Annotated in this window: 22 protein-coding genes and 1 pseudogene; 17 read left to right on the forward strand and 6 right to left on the reverse strand. The window is 47.9% G+C overall.

The genetic code is table 11. From position 1 onward, the window contains the following. Positions 1–63 precede the first annotated feature (63 nt). Both NYE36_RS04790 and NYE36_RS04795 read left to right on the forward strand, forming a co-directional pair. A complete protein-coding gene (locus NYE36_RS04790) occupies positions 64–2,118 on the forward strand; it encodes a 5'-nucleotidase C-terminal domain-containing protein (RefSeq protein ID WP_251257048.1) in 2,055 nt (684 codons plus the stop codon). Beyond that, the gene (locus NYE36_RS04795; protein ID WP_061581855.1) at positions 2,115–2,711 is read left to right on the forward strand and encodes a class D sortase; all 597 of its coding nucleotides are present in this window, start codon (positions 2,115–2,117) and stop codon (positions 2,709–2,711) included. The genes NYE36_RS04790 and NYE36_RS04795 overlap by 4 nt, the downstream gene beginning before the upstream one ends. On the opposite strand, the gene NYE36_RS04800 is transcribed toward NYE36_RS04795, so the two are convergent. Then, entirely contained in the window at positions 2,708–3,616 is a 909-nt protein-coding gene (locus tag NYE36_RS04800) for an RluA family pseudouridine synthase (protein WP_007408447.1), read from the reverse strand. The genes NYE36_RS04795 and NYE36_RS04800 overlap by 4 nt on opposite strands. A 109-nt stretch (positions 3,617–3,725) precedes the next feature. On the opposite strand from NYE36_RS04800, the gene NYE36_RS04805 reads away from it, so the two are divergent. From NYE36_RS04805 to NYE36_RS04865, 13 genes are all read left to right on the forward strand, one after another. Then, entirely contained in the window at positions 3,726–4,121 is a 396-nt protein-coding gene (locus NYE36_RS04805) for a DUF5365 family protein (protein WP_029325982.1), read from the forward strand. Between the two features lie 130 nt (positions 4,122–4,251). Continuing rightward, positions 4,252–4,674 carry a CBS domain-containing protein gene (locus NYE36_RS04810; protein WP_007408449.1) on the forward strand — a complete coding sequence of 141 codons (423 nt, stop codon included), beginning with the start codon at positions 4,252–4,254 and terminating at the stop codon, positions 4,672–4,674. A gap of 127 nt (positions 4,675–4,801) precedes the next feature. Beyond that, positions 4,802–5,491 (forward strand): HAD family hydrolase, encoded by a 690-nt coding sequence (locus NYE36_RS04815; protein ID WP_144664037.1) that lies wholly within the window; start codon positions 4,802–4,804, stop codon positions 5,489–5,491. Continuing rightward, complete coding sequence (locus NYE36_RS04820) at positions 5,484–7,022, forward strand: bifunctional GNAT family N-acetyltransferase/carbon-nitrogen hydrolase family protein (protein WP_007408451.1); 1,539 nt, start codon at positions 5,484–5,486, stop codon at positions 7,020–7,022. The genes NYE36_RS04815 and NYE36_RS04820 overlap by 8 nt, the downstream gene beginning before the upstream one ends. A 243-nt stretch (positions 7,023–7,265) precedes the next feature. Beyond that, positions 7,266–8,618, forward strand: coding sequence for an aspartate aminotransferase family protein (locus NYE36_RS04825; protein WP_102422641.1), 1,353 nt, complete (start codon positions 7,266–7,268; stop codon positions 8,616–8,618). 16 nt (positions 8,619–8,634) lie between these two features. Beyond that, complete coding sequence (locus NYE36_RS04830; RefSeq protein WP_007409286.1) at positions 8,635–9,210, forward strand: glycerol-3-phosphate responsive antiterminator; 576 nt, start codon at positions 8,635–8,637, stop codon at positions 9,208–9,210. 172 nt (positions 9,211–9,382) lie between these two features. Next, entirely contained in the window at positions 9,383–10,210 is an 828-nt protein-coding gene (locus NYE36_RS04835; RefSeq protein WP_007409285.1) for an MIP/aquaporin family protein, read from the forward strand. A gap of 16 nt (positions 10,211–10,226) precedes the next feature. Next, positions 10,227–11,717 carry a glycerol kinase GlpK gene (gene glpK, locus NYE36_RS04840; protein WP_007409284.1) on the forward strand — a complete coding sequence of 497 codons (1,491 nt, stop codon included), beginning with the start codon at positions 10,227–10,229 and terminating at the stop codon, positions 11,715–11,717. Positions 11,718–11,854: 137 nt separating this feature from the next. Next, the gene (gene glpD / locus NYE36_RS04845) at positions 11,855–13,522 is read left to right on the forward strand and encodes a glycerol-3-phosphate dehydrogenase (RefSeq protein ID WP_003155341.1); all 1,668 of its coding nucleotides are present in this window, start codon (positions 11,855–11,857) and stop codon (positions 13,520–13,522) included. Between the two features lie 139 nt (positions 13,523–13,661). Continuing rightward, a complete protein-coding gene (locus tag NYE36_RS04850; protein ID WP_047935528.1) occupies positions 13,662–15,404 on the forward strand; it encodes a phospho-sugar mutase in 1,743 nt (580 codons plus the stop codon). A 145-nt stretch (positions 15,405–15,549) separates the two neighbouring features. Beyond that, positions 15,550–16,686 carry a histidine kinase gene (locus tag NYE36_RS04855; RefSeq protein WP_020955564.1) on the forward strand — a complete coding sequence of 379 codons (1,137 nt, stop codon included), beginning with the start codon at positions 15,550–15,552 and terminating at the stop codon, positions 16,684–16,686. Then, positions 16,686–17,333, forward strand: coding sequence for a response regulator transcription factor (locus tag NYE36_RS04860; protein WP_047935530.1), 648 nt, complete (start codon positions 16,686–16,688; stop codon positions 17,331–17,333). The genes NYE36_RS04855 and NYE36_RS04860 overlap by 1 nt, the downstream gene beginning before the upstream one ends. Next, positions 17,330–17,854, forward strand: a complete 525-nt coding sequence (locus NYE36_RS04865; protein ID WP_007409280.1) for an NADPH-dependent FMN reductase — start codon at positions 17,330–17,332, stop codon at positions 17,852–17,854. Before NYE36_RS04860 ends, NYE36_RS04865 begins: the two co-directional genes overlap by 4 nt. A gap of 14 nt (positions 17,855–17,868) precedes the next feature. Here NYE36_RS04865 and NYE36_RS04870 read toward each other — a convergent pair whose 3' ends face one another. Then, complete coding sequence (locus tag NYE36_RS04870) at positions 17,869–18,111, reverse strand: YhdB family protein (protein ID WP_003155335.1); 243 nt, start codon at positions 18,109–18,111, stop codon at positions 17,869–17,871. A 190-nt stretch (positions 18,112–18,301) separates the two neighbouring features. Here NYE36_RS04870 and NYE36_RS04875 point away from each other — a divergent pair, with 190 nt between their 5' ends. Continuing rightward, a complete protein-coding gene (locus NYE36_RS04875; protein WP_031378436.1) occupies positions 18,302–18,625 on the forward strand; it encodes a DUF3889 domain-containing protein in 324 nt (107 codons plus the stop codon). A gap of 44 nt (positions 18,626–18,669) precedes the next feature. Here the strand turns inward: NYE36_RS04875 and NYE36_RS04880 are convergent, their stop codons facing one another. The 3 genes and pseudogenes from NYE36_RS04880 to NYE36_RS04890 all read right to left on the reverse strand — a co-directional run. Beyond that, positions 18,670–20,124 (reverse strand): peptidoglycan endopeptidase, encoded by a 1,455-nt coding sequence (locus tag NYE36_RS04880; RefSeq protein ID WP_007409278.1) that lies wholly within the window; start codon positions 20,122–20,124, stop codon positions 18,670–18,672. 179 nt (positions 20,125–20,303) lie between these two features. Further along, positions 20,304–20,738 carry a nitric oxide-sensing transcriptional repressor NsrR gene (gene nsrR / locus NYE36_RS04885; RefSeq protein WP_007409277.1) on the reverse strand — a complete coding sequence of 145 codons (435 nt, stop codon included), beginning with the start codon at positions 20,736–20,738 and terminating at the stop codon, positions 20,304–20,306. A 140-nt stretch (positions 20,739–20,878) separates the two neighbouring features. After that, positions 20,879–22,458 (reverse strand): annotated as a pseudogene (locus tag NYE36_RS04890) (mechanosensitive ion channel); the annotation flags it as partial. Positions 22,459–22,562: 104 nt separating this feature from the next. Between NYE36_RS04890 and NYE36_RS04895 the strand changes: the two are divergent. Next, positions 22,563–23,969, forward strand: a complete 1,407-nt coding sequence (locus NYE36_RS04895) for a SpoVR family protein (protein WP_007409274.1) — start codon at positions 22,563–22,565, stop codon at positions 23,967–23,969. A gap of 37 nt (positions 23,970–24,006) precedes the next feature. Here NYE36_RS04895 and NYE36_RS04900 read toward each other — a convergent pair whose 3' ends face one another. Then, positions 24,007–25,386, reverse strand: coding sequence for an alkaline phosphatase (locus tag NYE36_RS04900; protein ID WP_007409273.1), 1,380 nt, complete (start codon positions 25,384–25,386; stop codon positions 24,007–24,009). Between the last annotated feature and the right edge of the window lie 86 nt (positions 25,387–25,472).

Genomic DNA, 25,472 nt, shown 5'->3' on the forward strand with positions numbered 1-25,472 from the left:
AAAAGTGATGTGATTTTTAAGAAAATAAGCTAACGTATTTCTTAGAAGACAGGGGGGAAATGAATGAAGAAAAAAAGGGGTATGCGTCTTTCGTGCTGTTTGCTGACGGTTTGTTTTATGATGTTCAGCGTGAAAGATGCGGAAGCAATCGGACAAGCAGGATCACTGAATGAAGCTGAAACAGATAAGGCCTATAAAGAACAGCAGACAGAAGACTCCGGCCGTGTCCCGCTCAGAATCATCAGCATGAATGATCTGCACGGAAAAATTGATCAGCAATATGAGCTTGACCTTAACGGAGACGGTAAACCGGATGGCACGTTCGGGCGGATGGACTACGCCGCAGCGTACATTAAAAAGGCGAAAGCCGAGAAAGAACACGCCTTTGTCGTGCATGCGGGCGATATGATCGGGGGCAGCTCTCCCGTGTCAGCCCTTTTTCAGGATGAACCGACAGTAGAATTGATGGAAGACATCGGTTTTGATGTCGGAACTGTCGGCAATCACGAATTCGATGAAGGAACGAATGAGCTTAAACGGATCATCAATGGAGGAGATCATCCGGACGGTAAGGGGACAAGCGGTTATGACGGCCAAAATTTCCCGCTCGTCTGCGCCAACTGTAAACTGAAGTCAGGGGAGTCCTTTCTGCCGCCGTATGAAATTAAATACGTTTCCGGAATTCCGGTCGCATTTATCGGGGTTGTAACCAGATCGGCGGCAGGCATGGTCATCCCGGACGGAATTAAAAATATTACGTTTACGGATGAGGTAAAGGCCGTCAATGACGCCGCTGCTGACCTGAAGAAAAAAGGAATTAAAGCAATCGCCGTGCTCGCCCATATGTCTGCTGAACAAAATGGCTCAGCCATCACGGGAGAATCCGCAAAGCTTGCAAGCGGAACAGACTCAGAGATTGACGTGATTTTCGCCGCGCACAATCATAAAGTCGTAAACGGAGAAATCGACGGCAAGCTGATCGTGCAGGCATTTGAATACGGAAAAGCAATCGGAATCGCCGATCTTGAACTTGATAAAGAGTCGAAGGATATCGTGAAAAAATCAGCGGAAATCCAATATATCGATCAAAATAAAATCAAGCCTGACCCGGCTGCGGCAGGCATATTAAGCAAATATGAAGAGAAAGTGAAACCGATTATCAGCGAAGCGGTCGGGGAAGCGGCCCATGATATAACGGGCGGGTATTCAAATGACGGCGACACGGCGCTCGGAAATCTGATTGCCGACGGTATGAAAGCGAAGATGAAATCCGATTTTGCACTTATGAATGGAGGAGGCATCCGGGACGGTATAAAAAAAGGGACGATTACATGGGGAGACCTTTATAATGTACAGCCGTTCGGCAATGTGCTGACGAAGCTTGAAATCAAAGGAAAAGATTTGCGGGAGATCATTAACGCGCAAATTTCTCCGGTGTACGGTCCGGATTACAGCATCAGCGGATTTTCCTATACATGGAACCCGGAAACCGGACAAGCGGTTGAAATGAAAATGGCGGACGGGACAGACATACAGCCCGAAAAAGGATATACAGTAACAGTCAATCAATTTATGGCGACGGCAGCGGGGGCAAAATACGGTCCGATCGGGAAACTCGGCAAGAATCCGGTGACGGGGCCTGAGGATTTGGAAGCGACAGTAGACTATGTCAAAAGCTTTTCCGCACCGATTTCTTATCAAACCGACGGCCGCATCCGCACGGCATCAGCCGCCGAAACACCTGATGACACCGGCAATCAGCCGGGAAGCGGGGAAACACCGGGCGGCACCAGGCCTGATAAAGGAGAAAAACCTCAAGCGGAAAAACCCGCTAAAAAACCGGATGCAGCAGAACAGCCTGATCAAACCAAAAAACCTGAACGTCCTGTCGTAGAAGAAACAGCATCTGATACAGTGCAGTCAATTCCCGAATCCCGTCCGGCGTCTGCCGCAAATTCGGAACAAAGCACAAAACAGACTGAAAGCGGCACACAAAAAGGCCGCCCATTGCCTGATACTTCAGCGGGCAGCCATCAGACGGCATTGGCCGGCCTGGTGATCACGGGTGCCGGCGTATATTGGCTTTTCAGAAAGAAAAGGGGAACCCGCACACGATGAACAAACTGAAACATATTCCGCTTCTCGTCATCATCGCCGGTATCATCATCACATGTTACGGAAGCTGGAAGATCATTGATTCACATATGAAAACGAACCAATCGCTTGAAGAAGCAAAAAAAGCAACAGAACCTGTATTGGAAAAGAACGAAACAAAAAGCGCTGTGCTGACACAGCGCAAAAAAGAATTTCACCCCGAAACGGGTGAGGCAAGCGGCATTTTAGAAATCCCTGAAATCGACGCTGAGCTCCCGATCGTCGAAGGGACTGACGCAGATGATTTAGCAAAAGGCGTCGGACATTATAAGGACAGCTATTATCCGGGCGATCACGGCCAAATTGTGTTATCCGGCCACAGGGACACGGTGTTCCGCCGGACCGGCGAACTGAAAAAAGGAGACAGACTGAACGTGATTTTGTCTTACGGCACGTTTTCTTATAAAATCAGCCGTACAAAAATCGTCAGCCGGGATGATACATCTGTCATCACACTTCAGCACAAGCGGGAGGAACTGATCCTGACCACTTGCTATCCGTTTTCTTACATTGGAAATGCGCCGAAACGATATATTATATATGCCGACCCTGTTTAAGAAAAATACGTTTCGGTAAAATGAGCCAGATCAGCCGGCATCGGCGCCTCGGCAACGATTTCTTCTCCTGAGATCGGATGGACGACACTGACTTTTTTTGCGTGAAGCGCCTGCCTGTGAAACAGCGTCCTGCTTCCGCCGTACAGGTCATCGCCCGCCAACGGATGGCCGATGCTTGCCATATGCACCCTGATTTGATGTGTTCTCCCGGTTTCCAGTTCAAGCTCTGCCAATGTAAGCTGCGCACCGGGATGATAGCCTTTCACTTTGTAATGGGTGACGGCGGCTTGTCCGCCGGGTGATACGCGCCGTCTGACGGAATGTGACCTGTCGCGGCCGATCGGCGAGTCAACCGTGCCTTTTTTCGGCGTCACTTTTCCTTCCGCCGCGGCGATATAGGTGCGTTTTAATGTTTTGGTTTCGAGCTGACGGTCAAGGATTGCATGGGCCAGGCGGTGTTTCGCGAAAACGACCGCGCCTGACGTGTCACGGTCAAGACGGTGAACGTGGCGCACTTTCGCCTGCTCGCCGTTGATTTGAAAATGGTAAGCGATCAGGTTGCTGAGGGTGCCGGTCTGACCCTCTTCATTTGGATGAGTCGGCATTCCCGCCGGCTTATTTGCAATCAGCATATGATTGTCCTCAAATAAAATGTCCGGCTCTCCGTATTCCGGAGTCACCGAAGAACCCGTTTTTTCCTGAAGATCAATGAATAAGCGATCTCCGGTCTTCAGTATGATATTGTTTTTCGGGGATGTTCGATTCACCTGAATGCTTTCTTGGTTCATCCATTCCGTAATTACGGGTTTTGACGCCTGGAATTCAGATTTCAGGACTGAAAACAGCCATTGTCCGGCGTGCTTTTCCGTAATCAGAAGTTCCAGACCGCGGTCATTTTGTTTCATTTCATAAAGCTCCTTTTCAAGCGGAAAGCGGCTGTTTCAATAGGAAACACTTACCTTAGCTTTCGCGTTTTTTTCTATGCTATTCTTGATAAAGATTAAGGATATTCACATGGCAAGAAAGGTGATTGATGTGAGAATTGTGAACGCAGCGACTGACGGACAAGAAAGCGCGATACAAGAGCTTTCCTCTGAATTGTTTCAAAATGTCTTTCCTCTTTATTTCTCCGAACTGGAAATTCAGCGCTTTAAAAAAAGGGGCGTATTATCATTACAAAACCAACGTTACCAAGGAACTTTAAAAGAAGCGTTTCAAATTATGGCTTGTCTGCAAACGGTACATATCATGCTGTCAAAGCCGCACCCGGTATATGACGTCAAAGAGCGGGCGCTGTTTGATAAAAATTGCGCTTTGCTGAATGAATGCGGAATGAATTTTCCCTTTACCTATGATGATTTCGAGACAGGGGCCGGATCAGAAGCCTGCGGTCGCAGAAGGCTGATCTGACGGGTATAAAGAGCCTTTTGACAGGCTCTTTTTTGCTTCCTTGACATGATACCACAATTTCTTTCCTCTAACTCCCTTTATAATGAGACAAATCCCCGAGCATAATAAATGTCGAAAGGGGTGCTTTACAATGAGTTCAATCAAACAATCAATGACTACCCACGTGGCTACCGTTTCTCCCAATCAAACGATTCAGGAAGCGGCTGCGCTGATGCACCAGCATAATGTCGGAGCAATTCCCGTCGTTGACGGAGGCGAATTAAAAGGAATGCTGACAGACCGTGATATCGCATTGAGAACAACGGCTCAAGGCCGCGACGGCCAAACACCTGTTTCACACGTGATGTCTTCTGCAGTTGTATCCGGAAACCCGGAAATGAGTCTTGAAGAGGCGTCACATCTGATGGCCCAACACCAAATCCGCCGCCTTCCCATTGTCGATCAAAATCATCTGGTCGGGATCGTTGCGCTTGGAGACTTAGCGGTCGATCAGCGTTCAAATGAGTCTGCGGGAGCAGCTCTTTCCAATATTTCCAGTCAAAACACACAGTAACGGATGAAGAGAGCTTGCACTCATGCAGGCTCTTCTTTCCGTGAGAATGTTACATTTTGAACACGAAAGAAATTCACGGTATAGTGTATACATAGGTCAGTACGTTTAGCTAAAGGAGCTGTAACCATTGATAAAAGCATTAATCTTTGATTTTGACGGGTTAATTTTAGATACAGAAACCCATGAATATGAAGTGCTGCAGGAAATGTTTGAGGAACACGGTTCAACATTGCCTTTATCCGTCTGGGGAAAGGTGATCGGAACGGCCGCGGGGTTTAAGCCGTTCGCATATTTAGAGGAGCAGCTGGGAAGAAAGCTCGATCATGATGAACTGACGTCGATCAGGCGCGGGCGCTTCGAACAGCGGATGAAGACGGAAACGGCGCGCCCCGGGGTGGAGGCTTATTTAGCCGCGGCAAAAGAATTAGGATTGAAGGTGGGGCTCGCTTCCAGCTCAGATTTTAAATGGGTATCGGGCCACCTGAAGGAATTAGGCCTGTTTGATGAATTTGAAGTGATTCAGACGGCTGACGACGTAGAAGAAGTGAAGCCGAATCCGGAACTCTATCTGAAAGCTGCGGAACATTTAGGCGTTGAACCATCTGAATGTCTGGCCTTTGAGGATTCGGTCAACGGCTCAATCGCAGCCAAACGCGCCGGTATGAAATGTGTCATCGTGCCGAATAAGGTAACAAGCGCCCTGTTATTTGAAGAATACGATCACAGACTGGAATCGATGGCGGAAATGGAACTTGAATTACTCTTACAGCGATTGAACGATCAAAACGAACCGGCAGGGGGAAGCAGCATTGTCTGAGAAACTTGATCTGACCCGTTTTGAAAAGAAAATGGTCATACGGAATATGGAAGAGAAAGATATCAACAAAATTATTGAGCTGCAAAAGGATTGTTTTCCGGGGATGGAGCCGTGGGAGCCTGAGCATTTAATCAGCCATCTCGCGCACTTTCCGGAAGGTCAGTTTTGCGCCGAGTACGAAGGGGAAATTATCGGTTCATGCTCAAGCCTGATCATCAATTTCGATGAATATGATGACCGCCACACGTGGCAGGACATTACAGACGACGGTTATATCACGAACCACAACCCGGACGGATTGAATCTGTACGGGATTGAGGTAATGGTTCACCCGGAATACAGACGGATGAAAATCGGACACCGGCTGTATGAGGCGAGAAAAGACTTGGCGAGACGATTGAATCTGAAAAGCATCATTATCGGCGGGCGGATTCCGAATTATCATAAGTATGCGGAAGAAATGACGGCGAGAGCTTATGTCGAACAGGTGACGCGCCATCAGATTTATGATCCGGTGCTTTCTTTCCAGCTGATGAACGGATTTACGCTCATGCGGATCAATCCGAATTATCTCCCGGATGACACCGCGTCCATTAAATATGCGACATTAATGCAATGGAACAATGTCGATTACCTGCCGCAATCGAAGCGCTATTACAAATCGGCATTTCCGGTGCGCATCTGCGTCATTCAATATGAAATGAAAAAGATTTACTCCTTCGAGGAATTTGCCAATCAGGTTGAATATTATGTCGATGTGGCTTCCGATGCGAGATCTGATTTCGCAGTGTTCCCGGAGATTTTCACGACGCAGCTCATGTCTTTCCTCGAGGAGCGTTCTCCGAGTCTGGCCATTCAGAGGATTACCGAATATACCGAGGACTATATCAGCCTCTTTACAGATCTCGCGGTGAAATATAACGTCAACATCATCGGCGGCTCCCACTTCGTTGAAGAAGAGGGGAAAATTTATAACATCGCGTACTTATTCAGACGTGACGGCACGATTGAAAAACAATATAAGCTTCACATTACGCCGAATGAGCGGAAATGGTGGGGCATCAGCGCCGGAGACAGGGTGCGCGTATTTGATACGGACTGCGGAAAGATCGCCATTCAGATCTGTTACGATATCGAATTTCCGGAGCTTGCGAGAATTGCCGCGGATCAAGGGGCGAAAATTATCTTTACGCCGTTCTGCACTGAAGACCGCCAAGGCTACTTGCGCGTAAGGTACTGCTCTCAGGCGCGAGCGGTTGAAAACCAAATTTACACCGTCATCTCAGGTACGGTCGGAAACCTGCCGCAAACAGAAAATATGGATATTCAATACGCGCAGTCAGCTATTTTTGCTCCGTCTGATTTTGAATTTGCCAGAGACGGAATTGTCGGTGAAACGAATCCGAATATCGAAATGGTCGTGATCGGGGACGTGGACCTTGAAATCTTAAGAAGGCAGCGTGAAAACGGAACCGTGCGCCAGCTGAAAGACCGGCGCAAAGACATTTACCGGATTACGCACCTGAAATAAAAAAACGCCCGCTCCGCTTAAGGGGCGGGTTTTTTTATAAAAACACTTGCACCGGCCCCGGTTTCGGGATATGCTCTTGTAGCCCTTTCGCTTTCTGGGAGAAAGCGTTTTTTTAATTGCCGCCGCTTTATTGACTCGCCCATGCCGCGCCTTTATATTCTTATTAAGAGGAAAACTTCACCAAGAGAATCGGCGTCAGAAGCCGGGCAGCTTTCGATACAGTGCAATGATATTGAAAGGGAGATGAGCGGTGTGGAACATGTACAAAAAAATCAGTCACTCAAACAAAAGGATAAAGAGCTGATTTGGCACGCGATGAAAGGGGCGGAGCCGGATGACAGCATAATCGTCCAAAAAGGGGAAGGCGCCTGGGTTACGGACATTGACGGCAGACGGTATTTGGACGGCATGTCAGGCCTGTGGTGCGTCAATATCGGATACGGCAGAAAGGAACTTGCCGATGCGGCTTACAGCCAATTGAAGGAGCTTCCTTATTATCCGCTGACCCAAAGCCATCAACCCGCGATTGAGCTTGCGGAAAAATTGAATGAATGGCTCGGCGGCGATTATGTAATCTTCTTTTCCAACAGCGGATCGGAAGCAAATGAAACCGCGTTCAAAATTGCCCGCCAATACCACATTGAAAACGGCGATCACAGCCGCTTCAAATTCATCTCCCGGTACAGAGGCTATCACGGCAATACGATGGGGGCGCTCGCCGCTACCGGCCAGGCGCAGAGAAAGTATAAATATGAGCCGCTCTCACAAGGTTTTTTGCACGCGGCGCCGCCTGATCTCTATCGGAATCCCGGCGATGCCGTCACATTGGAAAGCGCGCATGAAATCGACCGGATCATGACGTGGGAGTTAAGCGAAACGATTGCCGGCGTTATTATGGAACCGATTATTACAGGCGGAGGGATACTGATGCCCCCGGACGGGTATATGGCAAAGGTAGAGGACATTTGCCGCCGCCACGGCGCGCTTCTGATCAGTGATGAAGTCATTTGCGGTTTCGGCCGCACGGGAGAGCCGTTCGGATTTCAGCATTACGGCGTTTCACCGGACATCGTCACAATGGCTAAAGGCATTACGAGCGCTTATCTGCCGCTGTCGGCAACGGCAGTAAAACGGGAGATTTTTGAGGCGTATTCGGGCGGTGAGCCGTACGGCCGCTTCCGGCACGTGAATACATTCGGAGGCAATCCGGCAGCCTGCGCCCTGGCCTTGAAAAACCTGCAATTGATGGAGGACGAAAATCTGATCGCCCGCTCCCGGGAGCTTGGAGAAAGGCTGCTCCGTGAGCTTGAGCCGCTCAGAGAACATCCGGCGGTCGGAGATGTACGGGGCAAGGGCCTTCTTGCCGGCATTGAGCTCGTCAAGGACAAAATCACGAAGGAACCCGCTGATGCCGCCCTTGTGCAGCACGTCATCACCGCGTGCAGAGAAAAAGGCCTGCTTGTCGGGAAAAATGGCGATACTGTAGCGGGATATAATAATGTCATTCAGCTGTCTCCGCCTTTTTGCCTGTCGGACGAGGAGCTCTCTTTCATCATTTCGACCGTCAAGGAAAGCGTGCTGAGCATTGATTTTTAATGTAAAGGAGTAAAACATGAGTTTTCACAACCAGCAGATTCTACCGGCAATCCGGAACATGAAGCAATTCGATGCATTTTTAGAAAGTCCGTTCTTATACGGCGTCATTTTAGATATCCACCTCGGTCAATTAAAAGGTGTCGTGAATGAAGCGAAAAAACACGGAAAACTTCTGATGGTTCACGTCGATTTAATCCACGGCATTAAGCATGATGAATACGGTGCGGAGTTCATTTGCCAGGATATCCGGCCCGCGGGCATCATTTCGACGAGATCATCAGTCATCGTCAAAGCGAAACAAAAGAAAATATACGCGATCCAGCGTCTGTTTCTCTTGGATACGAGCGCCATGGAGAAAAGCATGGAATTCGTCGGAAAGCATAAGCCTGACTTTATCGAGGTTCTCCCGGGCATCGTTCCGACTTTAATCAGAGAAATTAAAGAAATGACGGGGATTCCGATTTTTGCCGGCGGCTTCATCCGCACGGAGCAGGACGTTGAAAACGCCTTGCAGGCAGGAGCCACGGCCGTGACGACTTCAGACACCGACCTATGGGCTAAATATGAACATTCTATGACAAAAAAAGATTGACACCGCTTACACCCATTGTTACAATAGACCTAGGTTAATACTATGTGATGGAGACCCGGAGACCCACAACAGCTCTTTACGGAAGCAATAAAGCGTAAAGCGGTTTGTTGTGGGTTTTTTATTCTCTATAACTCTGTCAAACCTGCTATTATGTCATTTAGGAGGAATGATGATGACAGCATTTTGGGGAGAAGTAATCGGTACAATGCTGCTTGTTATTTTCGGCGGCGGCGTTTGTGCGGGAGTCAATTTAAAGAAATCGCTTTCATACCAATCCGGATGGATTGTTATTGTATTCGGCTGGGGATTGGGAGTAGCCATGGCGGCATATGCCGTCGGCAGCATCAGCGGCGCCCACTTGAATCCGGCTTTAACGATAGGCCTTGCGCTTGAAGGCAGCTTTCCTTGGAAAGAGGTCCCTGTTTATATTGCAGGACAGATGATCGGAGCAATGATCGGTGCGGTTGTTGTGTACCTTCATTATCTGCCGCATTGGAAGGCGACGGATGATCCGGCCGCTAAACTGGGCGTTTTCTCGACCGGCCCGAGTATTCCTCATACATTTGGGAATATGATAAGTGAAGTCATTGGTACGTTTGTGCTTGTGCTCGGCATTTTGGCAATCGGAGCGAATGAATTTACAAAAGGGCTGAACCCGCTGATTGTCGGATTCCTCATCGTTGCCATCGGGATTTCTCTTGGAGGGACGACCGGATATGCGATCAACCCTGCGCGGGATTTGGGGCCGAGAATCGCTCACGCCTTTTTGCCGATTCCGAAAAAAGGGCCGTCAAATTGGAAATATGCCTGGATTCCCGTAATCGGTCCGATCATGGGCGGTGCGTTCGGCGGCGTATTTTACAATGCCGCGTTTAAAGGAAATGTGACACCTAGCTTTTGGTTTGTAAGCGTTATAATGGTTGTAGTGCTTTTCATACTTTATCTTTATACCAAGAAATCTCAATCACAGAAAACATTATCAAATTCTGAATATATTTAAAAAGGAGAGCGGCATCATGGAGACCTATATTTTATCAATTGACCAAGGCACAACAAGTTCAAGAGCGATTCTTTTTAATAAAGAAGGAAAAATCGTGCATTCCGCTCAAAAGGAATTCACACAGCATTTCCCTCAGCCGGGCTGGGTGGAGCACAATGCGAACGAAATTTGGGGATCGGTGCTCGCCGTTATCGCGACTGTGATCTCCGAGTCCGGAATCAGCGCTGATCAAATTGCCGGCATCGGCATCACGAACCAAAGGGAAACGACGGTCGTATGGGATAAAGATACCGGAAAGCCGGTATACAATGCGATTGTATGGCAATCGAGACAAACATCCGGCATTTGCGAAGAGCTTCGTGAAAAAGGATATAATGATACATTCAGAGAAAAAACGGGACTTTTGATCGACCCTTATTTCTCAGGAACGAAAGTCAAATGGATTCTTGACAATGTAGAAGGCGCGCGGGAAAAAGCGGAAAACGGAAGTCTTCTGTTCGGAACGATTGATTCATGGCTCATCTGGAAAATGTCCGGAGGGGCGGCGCACGTAACGGATTATTCCAACGCTTCAAGAACGCTGATGTTTAATATACATGAATTAAAATGGGATGACGAGCTGCTTGATATTTTAGGCGTGCCGAAATCAATGCTGCCGGAAGTGAAACCGTCTTCTCATGTGTACGCGAAAACGGTTGATTATCATTTCTTCGGTAAAAACATTCCGATTGCGGGAGCGGCCGGAGACCAGCAGTCTGCGCTGTTCGGTCAGGCGTGCTTTGAAGAAGGCATGGGGAAAAACACATACGGCACAGGCTGCTTTATGCTGATGAATACCGGAGAAAAAGCCATCACTTCTGATCACGGCCTTCTGACGACAATTGCCTGGGGATTAGACGGAAAAGTCGAGTATGCACTGGAAGGAAGCATCTTTGTCGCAGGTTCTGCCATCCAATGGCTGAGAGACGGCATGCGGATGTTCCAAGATTCAAAAGAAAGCGAGACATACGCAGAGCGTGTGGATTCCGCTGACGGTGTTTATGTCGTGCCCGCTTTCGTCGGATTAGGCACACCGTACTGGGACAGTGACGTGCGCGGCTCAGTTTTCGGCCTGACACGCGGAACGACGAAGGAGCATTTTATCCGGGCTACGCTTGAATCTCTCGCTTATCAGGCGAAAGATGTGCTTGATGCCATGGAGGCTGATTCAGGCATCTCTTTAAAAACATTGCGTGTAGACGGCGGAGCGGTAAAAAATAACTTCCTCATGCAGTTCCAGAGCGACTTGCTTGATGTGCCGGTCGAACGTCCGGAAATTAATGAAACGACGGCGCTCGGTGCCGCGTATTTGGCCGGAATCGCTGTCGGCTACTGGAAGGACAGCACTGAAATCGCTGATCAATGGAACCTTGATAAGCAATTCAAACCGGAAATGGAAGATGAAAAACGCGATGAATTGTACGGCGGATGGAAAAAAGCAGTAAATGCAGCTATGGCTTTTAAATAAGATAAAAATGTGGTATACTGAAAACAAGTTAATAGGAACGGTCCTGAGATGAGGAGAGACCACAGCACCAAAGTGATAACTGCGCTTTGGCTGTTGTGGTCTCTTTTTCTATACCGTGACAACAAGGAGGAAACGTAATGATGAATCACCAATTTTCAAGTTTGGAACGGGATCATATGCTGGAAGACATGACTAAAAAAACATACGATCTGTTTATTATAGGGGGAGGTATTACGGGTGCCGGTACGGCGCTTGACGCTGCTTCAAGGGGAATGAAAGTCGCTTTGAGCGAAATGCAGGATTTCGCGGCCGGCACATCAAGCAGATCCACAAAGCTTGTCCACGGCGGTTTGCGTTATCTGAAGCAATTTGAAGTCAAAATGGTTGCAGAAGTCGGTAAGGAACGTGCCATCGTGTACGAAAACGGCCCGCACGTCACGACGCCGGAATGGATGCTGCTGCCGTTTCATAAAGGCGGCACGTTCGGTTCATTCTCTACTTCCATCGGCCTGCGTGTGTATGACTATTTAGCGGGAGTAAAAAAATCAGAGCGCAGAAGCATGCTGTCTGCTAAAGAAACGCTGCAAAAAGAGCCGCTCGTCAAAAAAGACGGCTTAAAAGGCGGAGGCTATTATGTAGAGTACCGGACGGACGATGCGAGACTGACGATTGAAGTCATGAAAGAAGCCGTTAAATTCGGTGCGGAGCCTGTCAACTATTCTAAAGTGAAAGAACTGCTTTATGAAAAAGGAAAAGTTGTCGGCGTTTTAATTGAAGATCTGCTGTCAGGCAAGGAATACAAAGTTTACGCCAAAAAAATCGTCAATGCGACAGGTCCGTGGGTCGACGAGCTGAGAGAAAAAGACCACAGCAAAAGCGGAAAACATCTTCAGCACACAAAAGGGGTCCATCTCGTATTCGACCAATCCGTATTCCCGCTTAAACAGGCGGTGTACTTTGATACGCCGGACGGCCGGATGGTGTTCGCCATTCCGCGTGAAGGAAAAACATACGTGGGTACGACCGATACGGTTTACAAACAAAAACTTGAGCACCCGCGGATGACGGTGCAGGATCGCGATTATGTCGTCAGCTCCATCAATTATATGTTCCCGGAACTGAACATTACGGCGGACGATATTGAATCAAGCTGGGCCGGCCTCAGACCGCTTATTCACGAAGAAGGGAAAGACCCGTCTGAGATCTCCCGTAAAGATGAAATCTGGACATCTCAATCAGGCCTGATTACGATCGCCGGAGGAAAACTGACGGGCTACCGTAAAATGGCTGAGCACATTGTCGATCTTGTCCGCGACCGCTTGAAAGAAGAGGGCGGCCAGGACTTCGGCGGCTGCAAGACGAAGACGATGCCGATTTCCGGCGGACATGTCGGCGGCTCTAAAAACTTCGAGTCATTTGTGGAAGCAAAGACAAAAGACGGCTTGAAAATCGGTTTATCACAGGAAACCGCTAAGCAGTTAGCCATCAGATACGGCTCTAACGTTGAAAATGTATTCAGCCGGATTGAAGGTCTGAAAGACGAAGCGGAAAAACGCCAGATTCCGGTTCACATTCTGGCGGAAGCGGCTTACAGCATCGAAGAAGAAATGGCTGCGACACCTGCCGATTTCTTCGTCCGCAGAACGGGAAGACTGTTCTTCGACATCAAATGGGTGCAAACGTATAAAACAGCCGTGATTGATTACATGAGCGACCGATTCCAATGGAATGACGAAACGAAAGAAAAACACACTGAGTGGTTAAATACGCTGCTGCACGACGCGGTTGTTCCGCTCGAACAATAATAACCGGAGGGCTGTGCCGAAAAGGCATGAGCCCTTCTTTTATCTTTTTACATAAAGCATTTGGTTAAGTTATCAAGTGACACGGGCAGCCGCTTCATATTAAAATATGGTCATAAGCTGAAATTATAGGAGGACGAACATGAGTTGGAGTAAGAGTTACGAACGCTGGAATCAGGCCGAACAATTAGATTCAGAATTGAAAAAATTATTGGCGGACGCAGAAGGAAACGAGCAGCTGCTGGAAGATTTTTTCTACAAAAATCTTGAGTTCGGAACAGGAGGCATGAGAGGAGAAATCGGGCCGGGTACGAACAGGATGAATATTTACACGGTCCGCAAAGCATCCGCCGGACTTGCGGCGTATATCGCGAAACAGGGGGAAGACGCGAAAAAAAGAGGGGTTGCGATCGCATACGACTCCCGTCATAAATCTCCTGAGTTTGCGATGGAAGCTGCAAAAACCCTTGCTTCCCAAGGCATTCAAACATACGTATTTGATGAGCTCCGCCCGACGCCTGAGCTGTCTTTTGCGGTGAGAAAGCTGAACGCTTATGCCGGTATCGTCGTGACGGCCAGCCATAACCCGCCTGAATATAACGGATATAAAGTGTATGGCGATGACGGCGCACAGCTGCCGCCGAAAGAAGCGGACATCGTCATTGCGGAAGTGAATGCCATAGAAAATGAATTAACGATTCAAGTTGAAGATGAACAGTCGCTGAAAGAAAAAGGTTTGATTAAAATAATCGGTGAAGAAATTGATAAACCATATACTGAAAAACTGACTTCCATCTCCGTACATCCCGAGCTTTCGGATGAAGTGGATGTCAGCGTCGTGTTCACTCCGCTGCACGGCACGGCAAATAAACCGGTGCGCCGCGGTCTCGAAGCACTCGGTTACAAAAACGTCACCGTCGTAAAGGAGCAAGAGCTGCCGGACCCGGATTTTTCAACCGTCAAATCGCCGAATCCGGAAGAGCACGCGGCATTCGAATATGCCATTAAGCTCGGAGAAGAACAAAATGCCGATATTCTCGTCGCTACGGACCCGGATGCCGACCGTCTCGGCATTGCGGTAAAAAACAGCGAAGGCAAGTACACAGTGCTGACGGGAAACCAGACAGGCGCGCTTTTATTGCATTACCTGCTTTCCGAGAAGAAAAAACAGGGCGCCCTTCCTGAAAACGGTGTCGTCATGAAAACGATTGTCACGAGCGAATTGGGCCGCGCCGTCGCTTCATCGTTCGGATTAGATACGGTTGACACACTGACAGGCTTCAAATTTATCGGTGAAAAGATCAAAGAATATGAAAAATCAGGCCAATACACGTTCCAGTTCGGGTATGAAGAAAGCTACGGCTACTTAATCGGCGATTTCGCGCGTGACAAAGACGCGATACAGGCTGCACTGTTAGCCGTCGAGGTATGCGCCTTTTATAAAAAGCAGGGCATGTCGCTTTATGACGCGCTGCTGTCCATTTTTAAAGAATACGGTTATTACCGTGAAGACTTGAAGTCATTGACGTTAAAAGGAAAACAGGGAGCAGAGCAGATTTCCGCTATCCTGACTTCCTTCCGAAACGATCCGCCGAAGCAGATGGCCGGAAAACAAATCACGCAGGCTGAAGACTATTCAACGGGAAAACGGACTGTATTTGCCGATCATCATGAAGAAGATATTGATCTGCCGAAGTCAAATGTCCTGAAATATTTCCTTGAAGACGGCTCTTGGTTCTGCCTTCGTCCATCGGGAACGGAGCCGAAAGTGAAGTTCTATTTCGCCGTGAAGGGAACTTCTTTACAAGACAGCGAACAGCGTCTTGCCGCATTATCTGAAGCTGTCATGAAAACGGTGGATGGCATAGTGGAAAAAACGAAATAAACAACAAACCGCCGGAAGCGACATCCGGCGGTTTTTTTATACGCCTCATCCGAAAGTATGAGGAAAATTCATGCTGAAAACAAAGGAATATACAGAAAAGAATTGATATAATATGGATAATTCTGATTGGCCGGAGTGAGGGAAATTGACGAAAACGACGGTAGAAACGTTAAAAACGTTAAAAGCGATTGCGGAAACCTTAAACCAAAGCCACGATTTAAAGGAAGCGCTTGATAAAGTGCTTCGCGAACTGCTCAGCCTGACCGGGCTGCAGACAGGGTGGATTTTTCTGATTGAGCCGGACGGATCTTATACGCTCGCCGCATCCGCTTATTTACCGCCGGCTCTCGGTCAGCGGGAAAATGCACTCATGTGCAGCGGGGAATGCTATTGTCTGACCAAATTCAGCAATGGCGGATTGACAAAGGCCGTAAACATAATGAATTGTAAACGGATTGAATTTGCGGAACAGACGACGAACTGCCGCGATACGGAGGGCATTACCCATCATGCGACCGTACCGCTTGAGGACGGCGGCCGGAAGTTCGGTTTATTAAACGTCGCCGCAAGCGAAAAGACATTTTTCAACGAAGAAGAACTGCATCTGCTTGAAGCGGTTGCATTTCAAATCGGAACGGCGATTCAGCGGATGAAATTGGCCGAATTTGAGCAGCAGAACGCCCTGTTGATGGAACGAAGCAGACTTGCGCAAGAGCTGCATGATTCCGTCAATCAGATGCTGTTTTCTGTCAGCTTAACGGCAAAAGCCGCAAAGAGCTTTACAGATGATGATCGGCTCCGGCAGATGATTACGTTTATTCAAGAGCTGTCTCAGGATGCGCTAACAGAAATGAGGGCGCTTATTTGGCAGCTGAAGCCGGAAAGTTTGACGAAAGGGCTGTATGCGTCGATCAAAAGCTATGCCGCTCTTATCGGCCTGGAAGCCGTTTGTGAAATGGAGGATGAGCTGGAGCTTACGGATGAACAGGAACACGCGCTTTGGCGGATCGCCCAGGAAGCCTTGAATAACTGTAAAAAGCATGCGGGAACGGACCGGGTTATCATTTCCGCCGTTAAAAAGCCGGATTGCGCGGAGCTTCATATTAGCGACCGTGGAGCGGGCTTCAGCGCAGATACGCATACGGGGCTGCCGTCGCTCGGCGTGACCGGCATGAAAGCGCGCGCCGAAGCAATCGGAGGCCGCTTTACATTGCAATCCGAGCTTGGCGCCGGAACGATTGTCTCCGTTCGGCTTCCGTTTCGGGACAGGAGGTCTGATTGATGAAAATTGTGATTGCTGATGATCATCACGTTGTCCGCAAAGGACTGCGCTATTTCTTCGCCACTCAGGAAGACATTGAAGTTGTCGGTGAGGCGTCCACCGGTGCTGAAGCGCTTCAGCAAGCTGAAAAGACGGAGCCGGACATCATTCTGATGGATTTATCAATGCCTGATATGGACGGCATAGAAGCGGCAAAAATTGCGGCTGAACGATTTCCGGACATCAGTATCGTCGTTTTGACGAGCTATTCTGATCAGGAGCATGTCATTCCCGCCCTTAAAGCCGGCGCAAAAGCGTATCAGCTGAAAGACGCCCAGCCCGATGATTTAGTGAAAACGCTCTGGGAAGTGTATTCCGGACGTTACCGGCTGTCGGCGGATATTGTGCCTCACGTGCTGACCCATATGGTTCAGGATGATCAGGATAAGGAAAAATATGATCAGCTCACCCCTCGTGAAAAAGATGTTCTTCAAGAAATAGCCAAAGGGAAAAGCAATAAGGAAATTGCGGCGGCACTGTTTATTTCAGAAAAAACAGTGAAAACCCACGTGTCCAACCTGCTGTCAAAGCTGAATCTTTCCGATCGGACGCAGGCGGCATTGTATGCGGTAAAATATAATGTTTTTGGAAAGGCGGTAAAATCATGAGCATATTAGTGATCAGCGGCACACCGAGAAAAAACGGGCGGACTAGAATTGCCGCTTCTTATATAAGAGATCGGTTTCATACCGATTTTATTGATTTGAGCGAAAGTGATCTGCCGCTTTATAACGGTGAAGAAGAACAGAACGAGCTGCCTTCAGTGCAAGAGTTAAGGCGGCAGGTGAAAAAGTCGGCGGCCGTCGTCTTATTATCTCCCGAGTATCACAGCGGCATGAGCGGCGCTTTAAAAAACGCCATTGATTTTTTAAGCAGCGATCACTGGGCATACAAACCGGTGGCAATCATGGCCGCGGCGGGCGGAGGAAAAGGAGGCATGAACGCGCTGGCGAATATGCGGACGGTCATGCGGGGCGTCTATGCAAATGTCATCCCGAAACAGCTGGTCTTAGACCCGATTCACATCGACATGGAGCGCCGGACCGTATCTGAGGATATGGCTGTCAGCCTGAAAGAGATGATCGAAGAGCTGAATATGTTCACAAACATAAGAAATCCCGGCGTCTGACGCCGGGATTGTTTTTATGTCAGCATGGCTAATTGATCTTCATAAGCGAGCTCTGTCGCATGATCAATATACCCGAGAAGAGAATACAGCTCTTTTTCAAGCACCGCATGATCATATTCGAAATGATACGCGTGCAGAAAGTGCTCAATACGCTTTGATAATAAATCATCTTTTGTACGAACCATCAATATTAACAAATTGTCCCATTGAGACCGGTGTGTGTAATACAAGGCTTTGTCATAATCGGCATGATCCATCTAACGCTTCTCCTTTCAATGAGAAGTTCTCCGTTAGTTTATGCCGCCGAAGACCGATGCAACGGGGGAAAAGTTGGTGGCCTTATCACAGCGGCATAGCAATATGAGGGAGACATAAAATAAAACCGCATATCCGTCTCTTCTTTGGACACGCTAAGATTGACAAAAAACGACTCAGGAGAACATAAAGATGAAATCCCTTCCATTTGTGCTTGCCCTCTTGTTTTGCGGCATTCTCATTGCCTCGATCGCTGAAAAAGGGCATACAGAACACCTTGATCCGTCAGTTGAAAAATGGGAGCAGCTCGCATGGAACCAGCTTGAACGTGAATACAAGGGGGCCGAGCTTACCGATTATTCGTACATGGGCCGTACAAAAGTGAACCGGGAACAGACGAAAGATGTGTTTCGCGTAACGGTGCAAACAGCAAAAGAAACGTTTTCATCCCGTGCTGAAGTGTATTTCCATCCCGTAACAAAACACGTGATCAGCATTAATATTTTCAGACTGTAAAAAAAGCTGCACAGCCTTATTGAGGCCGTACAGCTTGTCAGATATCAGAAGAAACGTTTTGCGCCGAGGTAACGCTGTTTCCAATAGGAATTGTTCATGCTGGAAATAACGACACCCGAATCGTTGGCATTAATAAACTGGCCGTTCCCGAGATAAATACCGACGTGGGAAGGTCCGGCTTTATAAGTTGAGAAAAAGACAAAGTCACCGACCGCCGGCTGGCTGACTGATGTCATCGTATTCCAGTAGCCTGCGGCTGAAAGTCTGGATACAGAAGTGACCTTATTGAGAACGTAATAAATGAAACCGCTGCAGTCAAAGCCTCTCGGCGTCGTCCCGCCCCATACATACGGTACGCCCAGCTGAGCTTTTGCGGCATCGATCATTACATTAATCTTCGCGCTTGTTGAACCTGTGCCGCCTGTGTTGCCGGACTGATTCGGAGTCGTGTTTGTCTGCTGCCCGGTAATCGTCAGCTTTTGTCCGATTTGAAGAACATCTGTTTTCAGATTGTTTTTCTCGCGGATCTGCTGGGCGGTCACATTGAACTTTTGGGCGATCACCCATAAAGAATCCCCGCTTTTCACGGTATATGTAGTGGTTTTCCCTGTATTTCCGGACTGGTTCGGAGTTGACGGTGAAGTCGAAGAGCCGGAAGATGACGTTTTGGTCAGCTTAAGCACTTGTCCGACCCGAAGCATGTCTGACGTCAGTTTGTTGATGCTTCTGATTTGCTGAACCGTCATATTGTATGCGTTTGCGATTTTCCAGAGTGAGTCTCCGCTTTTTACTGTATAGGAGGACGTTTGCGTCTGGTTTTTATTTTGGTTTGAATTGTCCTTTGACGGCGTGTTTCCCGAAGAAGACGTTCCTTTTGTTTTCAGGACTTGGTTTACGTAGATCGTATCCGTTTTTAAGTTGTTTAATACTTTGAGTTCCGCAATGGTCATATTGACGCTGTTTGCGATCTTCCATAGTGAATCGCCGAGTTTGACTTTATACGTCCCGGAAGATGATGACTGCTTTTTGCTGCTGTTTGAGCTGCTGCCCGGCGTGGTTTTTTTCTGATCGGTGCTTGAGGAAACTTTCCCCGTCACTTGCAGCTTCTGTCCCGCGCGGATTAAGTCGCTTGTCAGACCGTTCAATTTTTTCAGTTCCTGTACGGACATTTTAAAATCAGATGCGATCAGCCACAGCGAGTCGCCGCTTTTCACTGTATAAACGCTTTTAGTCGTGCCGCTGTTCTTTGAAGATGGATTTTTGCTGCCGGAATCTGATTTGCCGTTAGGAATGTTGAGCGTCTGCCCGATAGAAAGAACGGTGGATTTTAGATGATTGGCTGATGTAATGGCATCCACGCTCGTATTGTAGTTTTGGGCAAGCTTCCATAATGAATCTCCGCTTTTAACCTTAATCGTTTGTGCTTCTGCCGGTGTTACAGCTAACGCAGACCCGACGATCGCAGATGCAGTCAAACCGACCGCTACCTTTTTTCTCATAATGAATCTCCCTTTTCCTGCGATGATTTTACTATCCCCATTCGTTGCAGCCGCAAGGTGAGGATATCAGTAATGATAATCTTTATATCGGCACTTGTCTGCAATCGTTTATCATATTAATAGAAATAGTCCTTTTTTCTTATGCCGGCATAAAAAAAAGAAGGAATGCGGGCATTCCTTCAGCTTCTGAGCAGTCTCATAATCTCCTCTTTGTTTTTGACCAGATCCCTTAACGTATATTTGTCTAAAACGGCCAGGTAAGCTTGCAGGGCTTCATTCAGAAGGTTCTTTAAGTTGCAGGCGGGAGATATGATACAGAGATTTTTTTGGGAGTCAAAGCATTCTACGATGTTAAAGTCGTCTTCTGTATTTCGAACGACTTCTCCAATGTTTATGTCTTCCGGTGTCATTCCTAAACGGATTCCGCCTCCCCGGCCCCGGATCGTTTCGACATACCCGAGCTGGCCGAGGCGGTAAATGACTTTCATGAGGTGGTTTTTAGAGATGGAATAAGTATCTGCGATTTCTTTTATGTTGGAAAGTTCGTCGGAATGTCTGGAAGCCAAAAAAATCAAAACGCGTAAAGAATAATCGGTATAGTTCGTTAATTTCATAGAATGACCTCGAAAAAAGAGATTTTGCTTCTGTTACAGTCTATCATATATGAATCTAAAATGAAAAAAAAGGAATTTGCCCCCTTAACTCAAAAAAAAAAACGTGCGCTCCTTCTGAGCGCACGTTTTTTTTTTTTGAGTTAAGACATCGGCGGCTTACGATCGTCAGCCGATTGATGTTTTTCAATTTTGCGATCCAATTTTGCGAGATAACGGGAGGCGAAATCTTTTCCGCCAAGACCGAATGAAAGTCCGAAGGCAAGCGCGAAACCGCCCAGAATCAGAATAAACGCGGCATTTACGATCGTGTCGGCGACACCGAGCTGATCCAGCGCCATAAAGATTGAAAGAGTGATAATGGTATATTTCGCAAGCGGCGCCAGGAATCTGAATTCCTTTCCGCTCAGCATGCCGGCAAGCAGCCTGCTGACGAGCTGTCCGGCCAAAAGTCCGATTCCGAGAATAAATACAGCGGCCAGAACATTAGGCAGGTAAGCGATAATACCTGTTGCGATAACGACGAGAAATTCGAGATGAACAAGCTGCAGCGCCTCTGCCGTAAACAGCAGGACGATGATGATCTGAACAATCATGCCGACCGTCTGAGAAAGCGTCAGCTTCGGGGTACCCGCCTGTTCAAAGCCCATTTTACCGAGAAGAGAGTCGAAACCGGCCCGGTGCAGGAGCCCGGATACAATGCTGTTGACCCATTTTCCGATCCAGATGCCGGCGATGATCAGCACGATACCGATGATGATATTAGGGAGCATTGTGAAGACCGTGTGCAGCATGGCTGACGCCGGTTCAGAAATACCCGCCACATCAAGCCGGTCAAGCGCAGAAATGATCACCGGAATGAAAATCAGCACGTAGACAATCGTTCCGATGATTGCCGACAGGCTTGTATCCTTCAGGTATATAGAAAGCCCCATACGTGCGGCGAGCCTTTCCGTGCCGATACTCGCCAGAAAGTTTGTGACGATATCACGGACGAGACGGGCAACAAGCCAGCCGATTAAAACAATCAGTGCCGCGGCGAATAATTTCGGTATAAAGGACAAAACGCTTTGGATCATATTTGTAAACGGCCCTGATACTCCGCTGATTTGGAGAGCGGCCAAGACGCCGGGCAGGAACAAGAGCAAGACGAAGTAAAAAACGATTCGTGAAGCGGCCGTAACGGATCTGCTCATCTCCGCTTCTTCAGACACCATTGTCCATTTTCTGAGCCGGCCGTTTTCAGCGAGTTTCATGCCCGCTTTTTTGACGAGATAGCTGAAAAGCGAAGCGGCCGCCCAGCCCAACAGCAGAATCAGGCCGGCTTTTAAAATGCTCGGCACAGCCGCCGTTATCGCTGACAGCATGCTGACAAAAGGCGAAGCCACGGTTGTCAGATGCAGAATGTTAAAGAATAGAATAAAAACGATGATTAATGCGATAAAATAAATGACTTTACTGATGACTTTTTCTGAGGAATAGCGCGCCGGCTTTTTTTCGGCGAACAGCCTGTCGTCGATTTTTGTTTTTTGCAGGCCTTTGTATACGGCTTTTTCAATGATTTTGGCAATGCCCCAGCCGATAAGCAGGACGAGCAGTGCGATGATCAGATTCGGGAGTTTGCTGAGATACGTCGTAAGCATGTCTGCTGTATTCAAGTAGAATCGCTCCTTTTCTTTTTGGGGTATGGTGTGTGTTTTACCCACTTACATATAAAGCAAACGGGGCGGATGTGCCGAAAGTTTTCAGACGGAAACCGGTCTGTTATTTCATCTTTTGAGAGGAGGGGTCATACATTATAAATAAGTCCAAGTAGGGGGGATTCGGTTGAACGCGGAGGAGACAAAAGGTTTACAGCGGGCAATTGAGGAAATAACCGACATTGCGAAGGGTTTCGGCCTTGATTTCTACCCGATGAGATATGAAATTTGTCCGGCTGAGATTATTTATACATTCGGCGCGTACGGCATGCCGACGAGATTCAGCCATTGGAGTTTCGGCAAACAATTTCACAAGATGAAACTCCATTATGATCTCGGTTTGAGCAAAATTTATGAACTTGTCATTAATTCCAACCCTTGCTACGCTTTTTTGCTGGACAGCAATTCGCTGATCCAAAATAAATTAATTGTAGCCCATGTTCTTGCCCATTGTGATTTTTTCAAACATAACTGCCGCTTTCAAAATACGAACCGGGACATGGTTGAGAGTATGGCGGCTGCGGCGGAGCGGATTAAGCATTATGAAAGAATTCACGGGATAAAAGAGGTGGAGTCCTTTTTAGATGCCATTCTGGCGGTTCAGGAGCATATCGATCCGTCGCTCGTCAGGCCGAAGCTGCTGTGGAGCGTCGATGACGAAGAGGAGGACGAAGAAGAAACCGCGCCATCGCCTTACGATGATTTATGGGGAATGGATAAGCCGAAGCAGGTGAAAAAGAAAAAAGGGAAAAAACCGTTTCCGCCCCGGCCGGAAAAAGATATTCTGCTGTTTATCGAAGAACATTCGCGGGAGCTTGAACCGTGGCAGCGTGACATTTTAACCATGATGAGAGAAGAAATGCTGTATTTCTGGCCGCAGCTGGAAACGAAAATCATGAACGAAGGCTGGGCATCCTATTGGCATCAGCGGATTATCCGCGAGCTTGACCTGACTTCAGATGAAGCCATCGAATTTGCGAAACTGAACGCAGGCGTTGTCCAGCCGTCAAAAACGGGAATCAACCCGTATTATTTAGGGCTGAAAATTTTTGAAGACATCGAAGAGCGTTATGACAACCCGACAGATGAAATGAAAAAAACAGGAGTAAAGCCCGGTTCCGGACGCGAGAAAATGTTTGAGGTCAGGGAAATTGAATCGGATATATCATTTATCCGCAATTATTTGACGAAAGATCTCGTGATGCGTGAGGATTTGTATTTATTCCAAAAGCAGGGCAGGGACTATAAAGTGATCGACAAAGAATGGAAGGCCGTGCGCGACCAGCTCGTGAACATGCGGGTCAACGGGGGATTTCCTTATCTGACCGTCAATGACGGGGATTACCTGAAGAATAATGAGCTTTATATTAAACATTGGTATGAGGGAATTGAGCTTGATCTGAAATATTTGGAGAAAGTGCTGCCGTATCTGTACCAGCTGTGGGGCAGGAGCGTGCACATCGAATCTGTTCTTGAAGACAGAGAAGTGATGTTTTCGTATGACGGCAAAGGAGTGCACCGGAGATATCTGTAAAAGAAGAAAGGATGCGGGGAAACCCCCGCATCCTTTTTTATTTTCCGTGTTTCAGGATGTGAAAGATCTTTTTGGCCTGGTCCGTGTTGTTTAAAAGCCCCGTAAATGACTCTCTTCCCGGACCGTATGCGTAAACGGGAACTTCTTCGCCTGTATGATCGCCGGTTGTCCAGCCGCTGTTGGTTTTCGCATTAAAGAGCTTAATGATTGCTTTGTAGATGCTCTTGTCAGCATTCTGTTTTGCGGCAGTTTCGATCTGTTTGATTTCAGCTTTTGACCATTTCAGGTCTGTATAGCGCGCAAGCACGGAAGATACGGATTTGCCTGCTTTGATTTGGTCAGCCATAAATGCCGGGGTTTTTTTTGCGGCAAGAATCGGTTCAACATGCCAGTTTTTATCGTCATTCGCGCCGATCGTCAATCCGCCGGTGGTATGATCAGCCGTGGCAACGACAAGCGTATGTTTGTCCTTTTTGGCAAATGCGATCGCTGCTTTATACGCTTTTTCAAAATCCTTCATTTCGCTCATTGCGCCGACTATATCATTGTCATGTCCCGCCCAGTCAATTTGGCTGCCTTCGACCATTAAGAAAAACCCATTTTTATTCGTGTTCAGCCTGTCGATCGCCGCCGTTGTCATGTCTTCTAATGAAGGGACGGCGTTTGAGCGGTCGATTGCTTTGTCGAGTCCGCCATCGGCAAACAAGCCGAGAATCTTCTTGTTACGATCCTTTTTAAGCTCCTGTTTTGATGTCACGTAGCTGTATCCCGCTTTTTTGAAATCCTTTGTTACATTGCGGTCTTTACGGATAAAGTTTGACTTGCCGCCTCCGAGGAGCACATCGACTTTCTGTTTTCCGTTGATGCGGTCATCAAAGTAGCTGCTTGCGATGTCATCCATGTTCTTTCGGGATTTATTATGGGCTCCGAATGCCGCAGGGGTGGCGTGGGCAATCTCCGAAGTTGCGACAAGTCCGGTGGATTTCCCTCTTTGTTTCGCTTCTTCGAGGACGGATTTTACCCGCTTTCCTTTTTTATCGACTCCGATCGCCGCGTTATACGTTTTCACACCCGTGGCCATTGCCGTGCCTGCCGCCGCGGAATCGGTAATATTGGAATCAGGGTCGTCAGGGTAAGTCATCATCATACCGGTGAGATTGGGGTCGAATGCCGTCAGTTTCATACCATCCGAAGGCTTTCCTTTGTTAATGACCGAACGGTAGGCGTTCATATAGGGAGCGCCCATTCCGTCGCCGACCATGAAGATGACGTTTCTGATTTCGTTTTTGTCAGGCTGTTTTTTTGCCGCAGCCTGTTCGGAGTGCTGAAGCCCCGCGCCCGCAATCAGACCGGCTGTCAGCACGGATACGGCTGCCGCCGGCAGAAGTTTTGATCGAACCTGTTTAAATAGACTCATTCTCACTCGTCCTCCTTTAATCGTGTCTGCATGTCTAATGGTAGGGGGTGTTTGTAAAGAGCGCCTGTTCCTCCTGTAAATTTCAG

Origin of the sequence: Bacillus sp. FSL R5-0593 (genome assembly GCF_038603755.1) — a bacterium.
Lineage (GTDB): Bacteria > Bacillota > Bacilli > Bacillales > Bacillaceae > Bacillus > Bacillus velezensis.

Coding starts and splice junctions, on each gene's coding strand:
- NYE36_RS04850 (WP_047935528.1), top strand. CDS start 13,662: ATGAGTTGGAGTAAGAGTTACGAACGCTGGAATCAGGCCGAACAATTA.
- NYE36_RS04805 (WP_029325982.1), top strand. CDS start 3,726: ATGGCAAGAAAGGTGATTGATGTGAGAATTGTGAACGCAGCGACTGAC.
- NYE36_RS04860 (WP_047935530.1), top strand. CDS start 16,686: ATGAAAATTGTGATTGCTGATGATCATCACGTTGTCCGCAAAGGACTG.
- NYE36_RS04865 (WP_007409280.1), top strand. CDS start 17,330: ATGAGCATATTAGTGATCAGCGGCACACCGAGAAAAAACGGGCGGACT.
- NYE36_RS04875 (WP_031378436.1), top strand. CDS start 18,302: ATGAAATCCCTTCCATTTGTGCTTGCCCTCTTGTTTTGCGGCATTCTC.
- NYE36_RS04830 (WP_007409286.1), top strand. CDS start 8,635: ATGAGTTTTCACAACCAGCAGATTCTACCGGCAATCCGGAACATGAAG.
- NYE36_RS04900 (WP_007409273.1), bottom strand. CDS start 25,386: ATGAGTCTATTTAAACAGGTTCGATCAAAACTTCTGCCGGCGGCAGCC.
- NYE36_RS04825 (WP_102422641.1), top strand. CDS start 7,266: ATGAGCGGTGTGGAACATGTACAAAAAAATCAGTCACTCAAACAAAAG.
- glpD (WP_003155341.1), top strand. CDS start 11,855: ATGATGAATCACCAATTTTCAAGTTTGGAACGGGATCATATGCTGGAA.
- NYE36_RS04870 (WP_003155335.1), bottom strand. CDS start 18,111: ATGGATCATGCCGATTATGACAAAGCCTTGTATTACACACACCGGTCT.
- NYE36_RS04800 (WP_007408447.1), bottom strand. CDS start 3,616: ATGAAACAAAATGACCGCGGTCTGGAACTTCTGATTACGGAAAAGCAC.
- glpK (WP_007409284.1), top strand. CDS start 10,227: ATGGAGACCTATATTTTATCAATTGACCAAGGCACAACAAGTTCAAGA.
- NYE36_RS04835 (WP_007409285.1), top strand. CDS start 9,383: ATGACAGCATTTTGGGGAGAAGTAATCGGTACAATGCTGCTTGTTATT.
- NYE36_RS04810 (WP_007408449.1), top strand. CDS start 4,252: ATGAGTTCAATCAAACAATCAATGACTACCCACGTGGCTACCGTTTCT.
- nsrR (WP_007409277.1), bottom strand. CDS start 20,738: ATGAAATTAACGAACTATACCGATTATTCTTTACGCGTTTTGATTTTT.
- NYE36_RS04795 (WP_061581855.1), top strand. CDS start 2,115: ATGAACAAACTGAAACATATTCCGCTTCTCGTCATCATCGCCGGTATC.
- NYE36_RS04790 (WP_251257048.1), top strand. CDS start 64: ATGAAGAAAAAAAGGGGTATGCGTCTTTCGTGCTGTTTGCTGACGGTT.
- NYE36_RS04880 (WP_007409278.1), bottom strand. CDS start 20,124: ATGAGAAAAAAGGTAGCGGTCGGTTTGACTGCATCTGCGATCGTCGGG.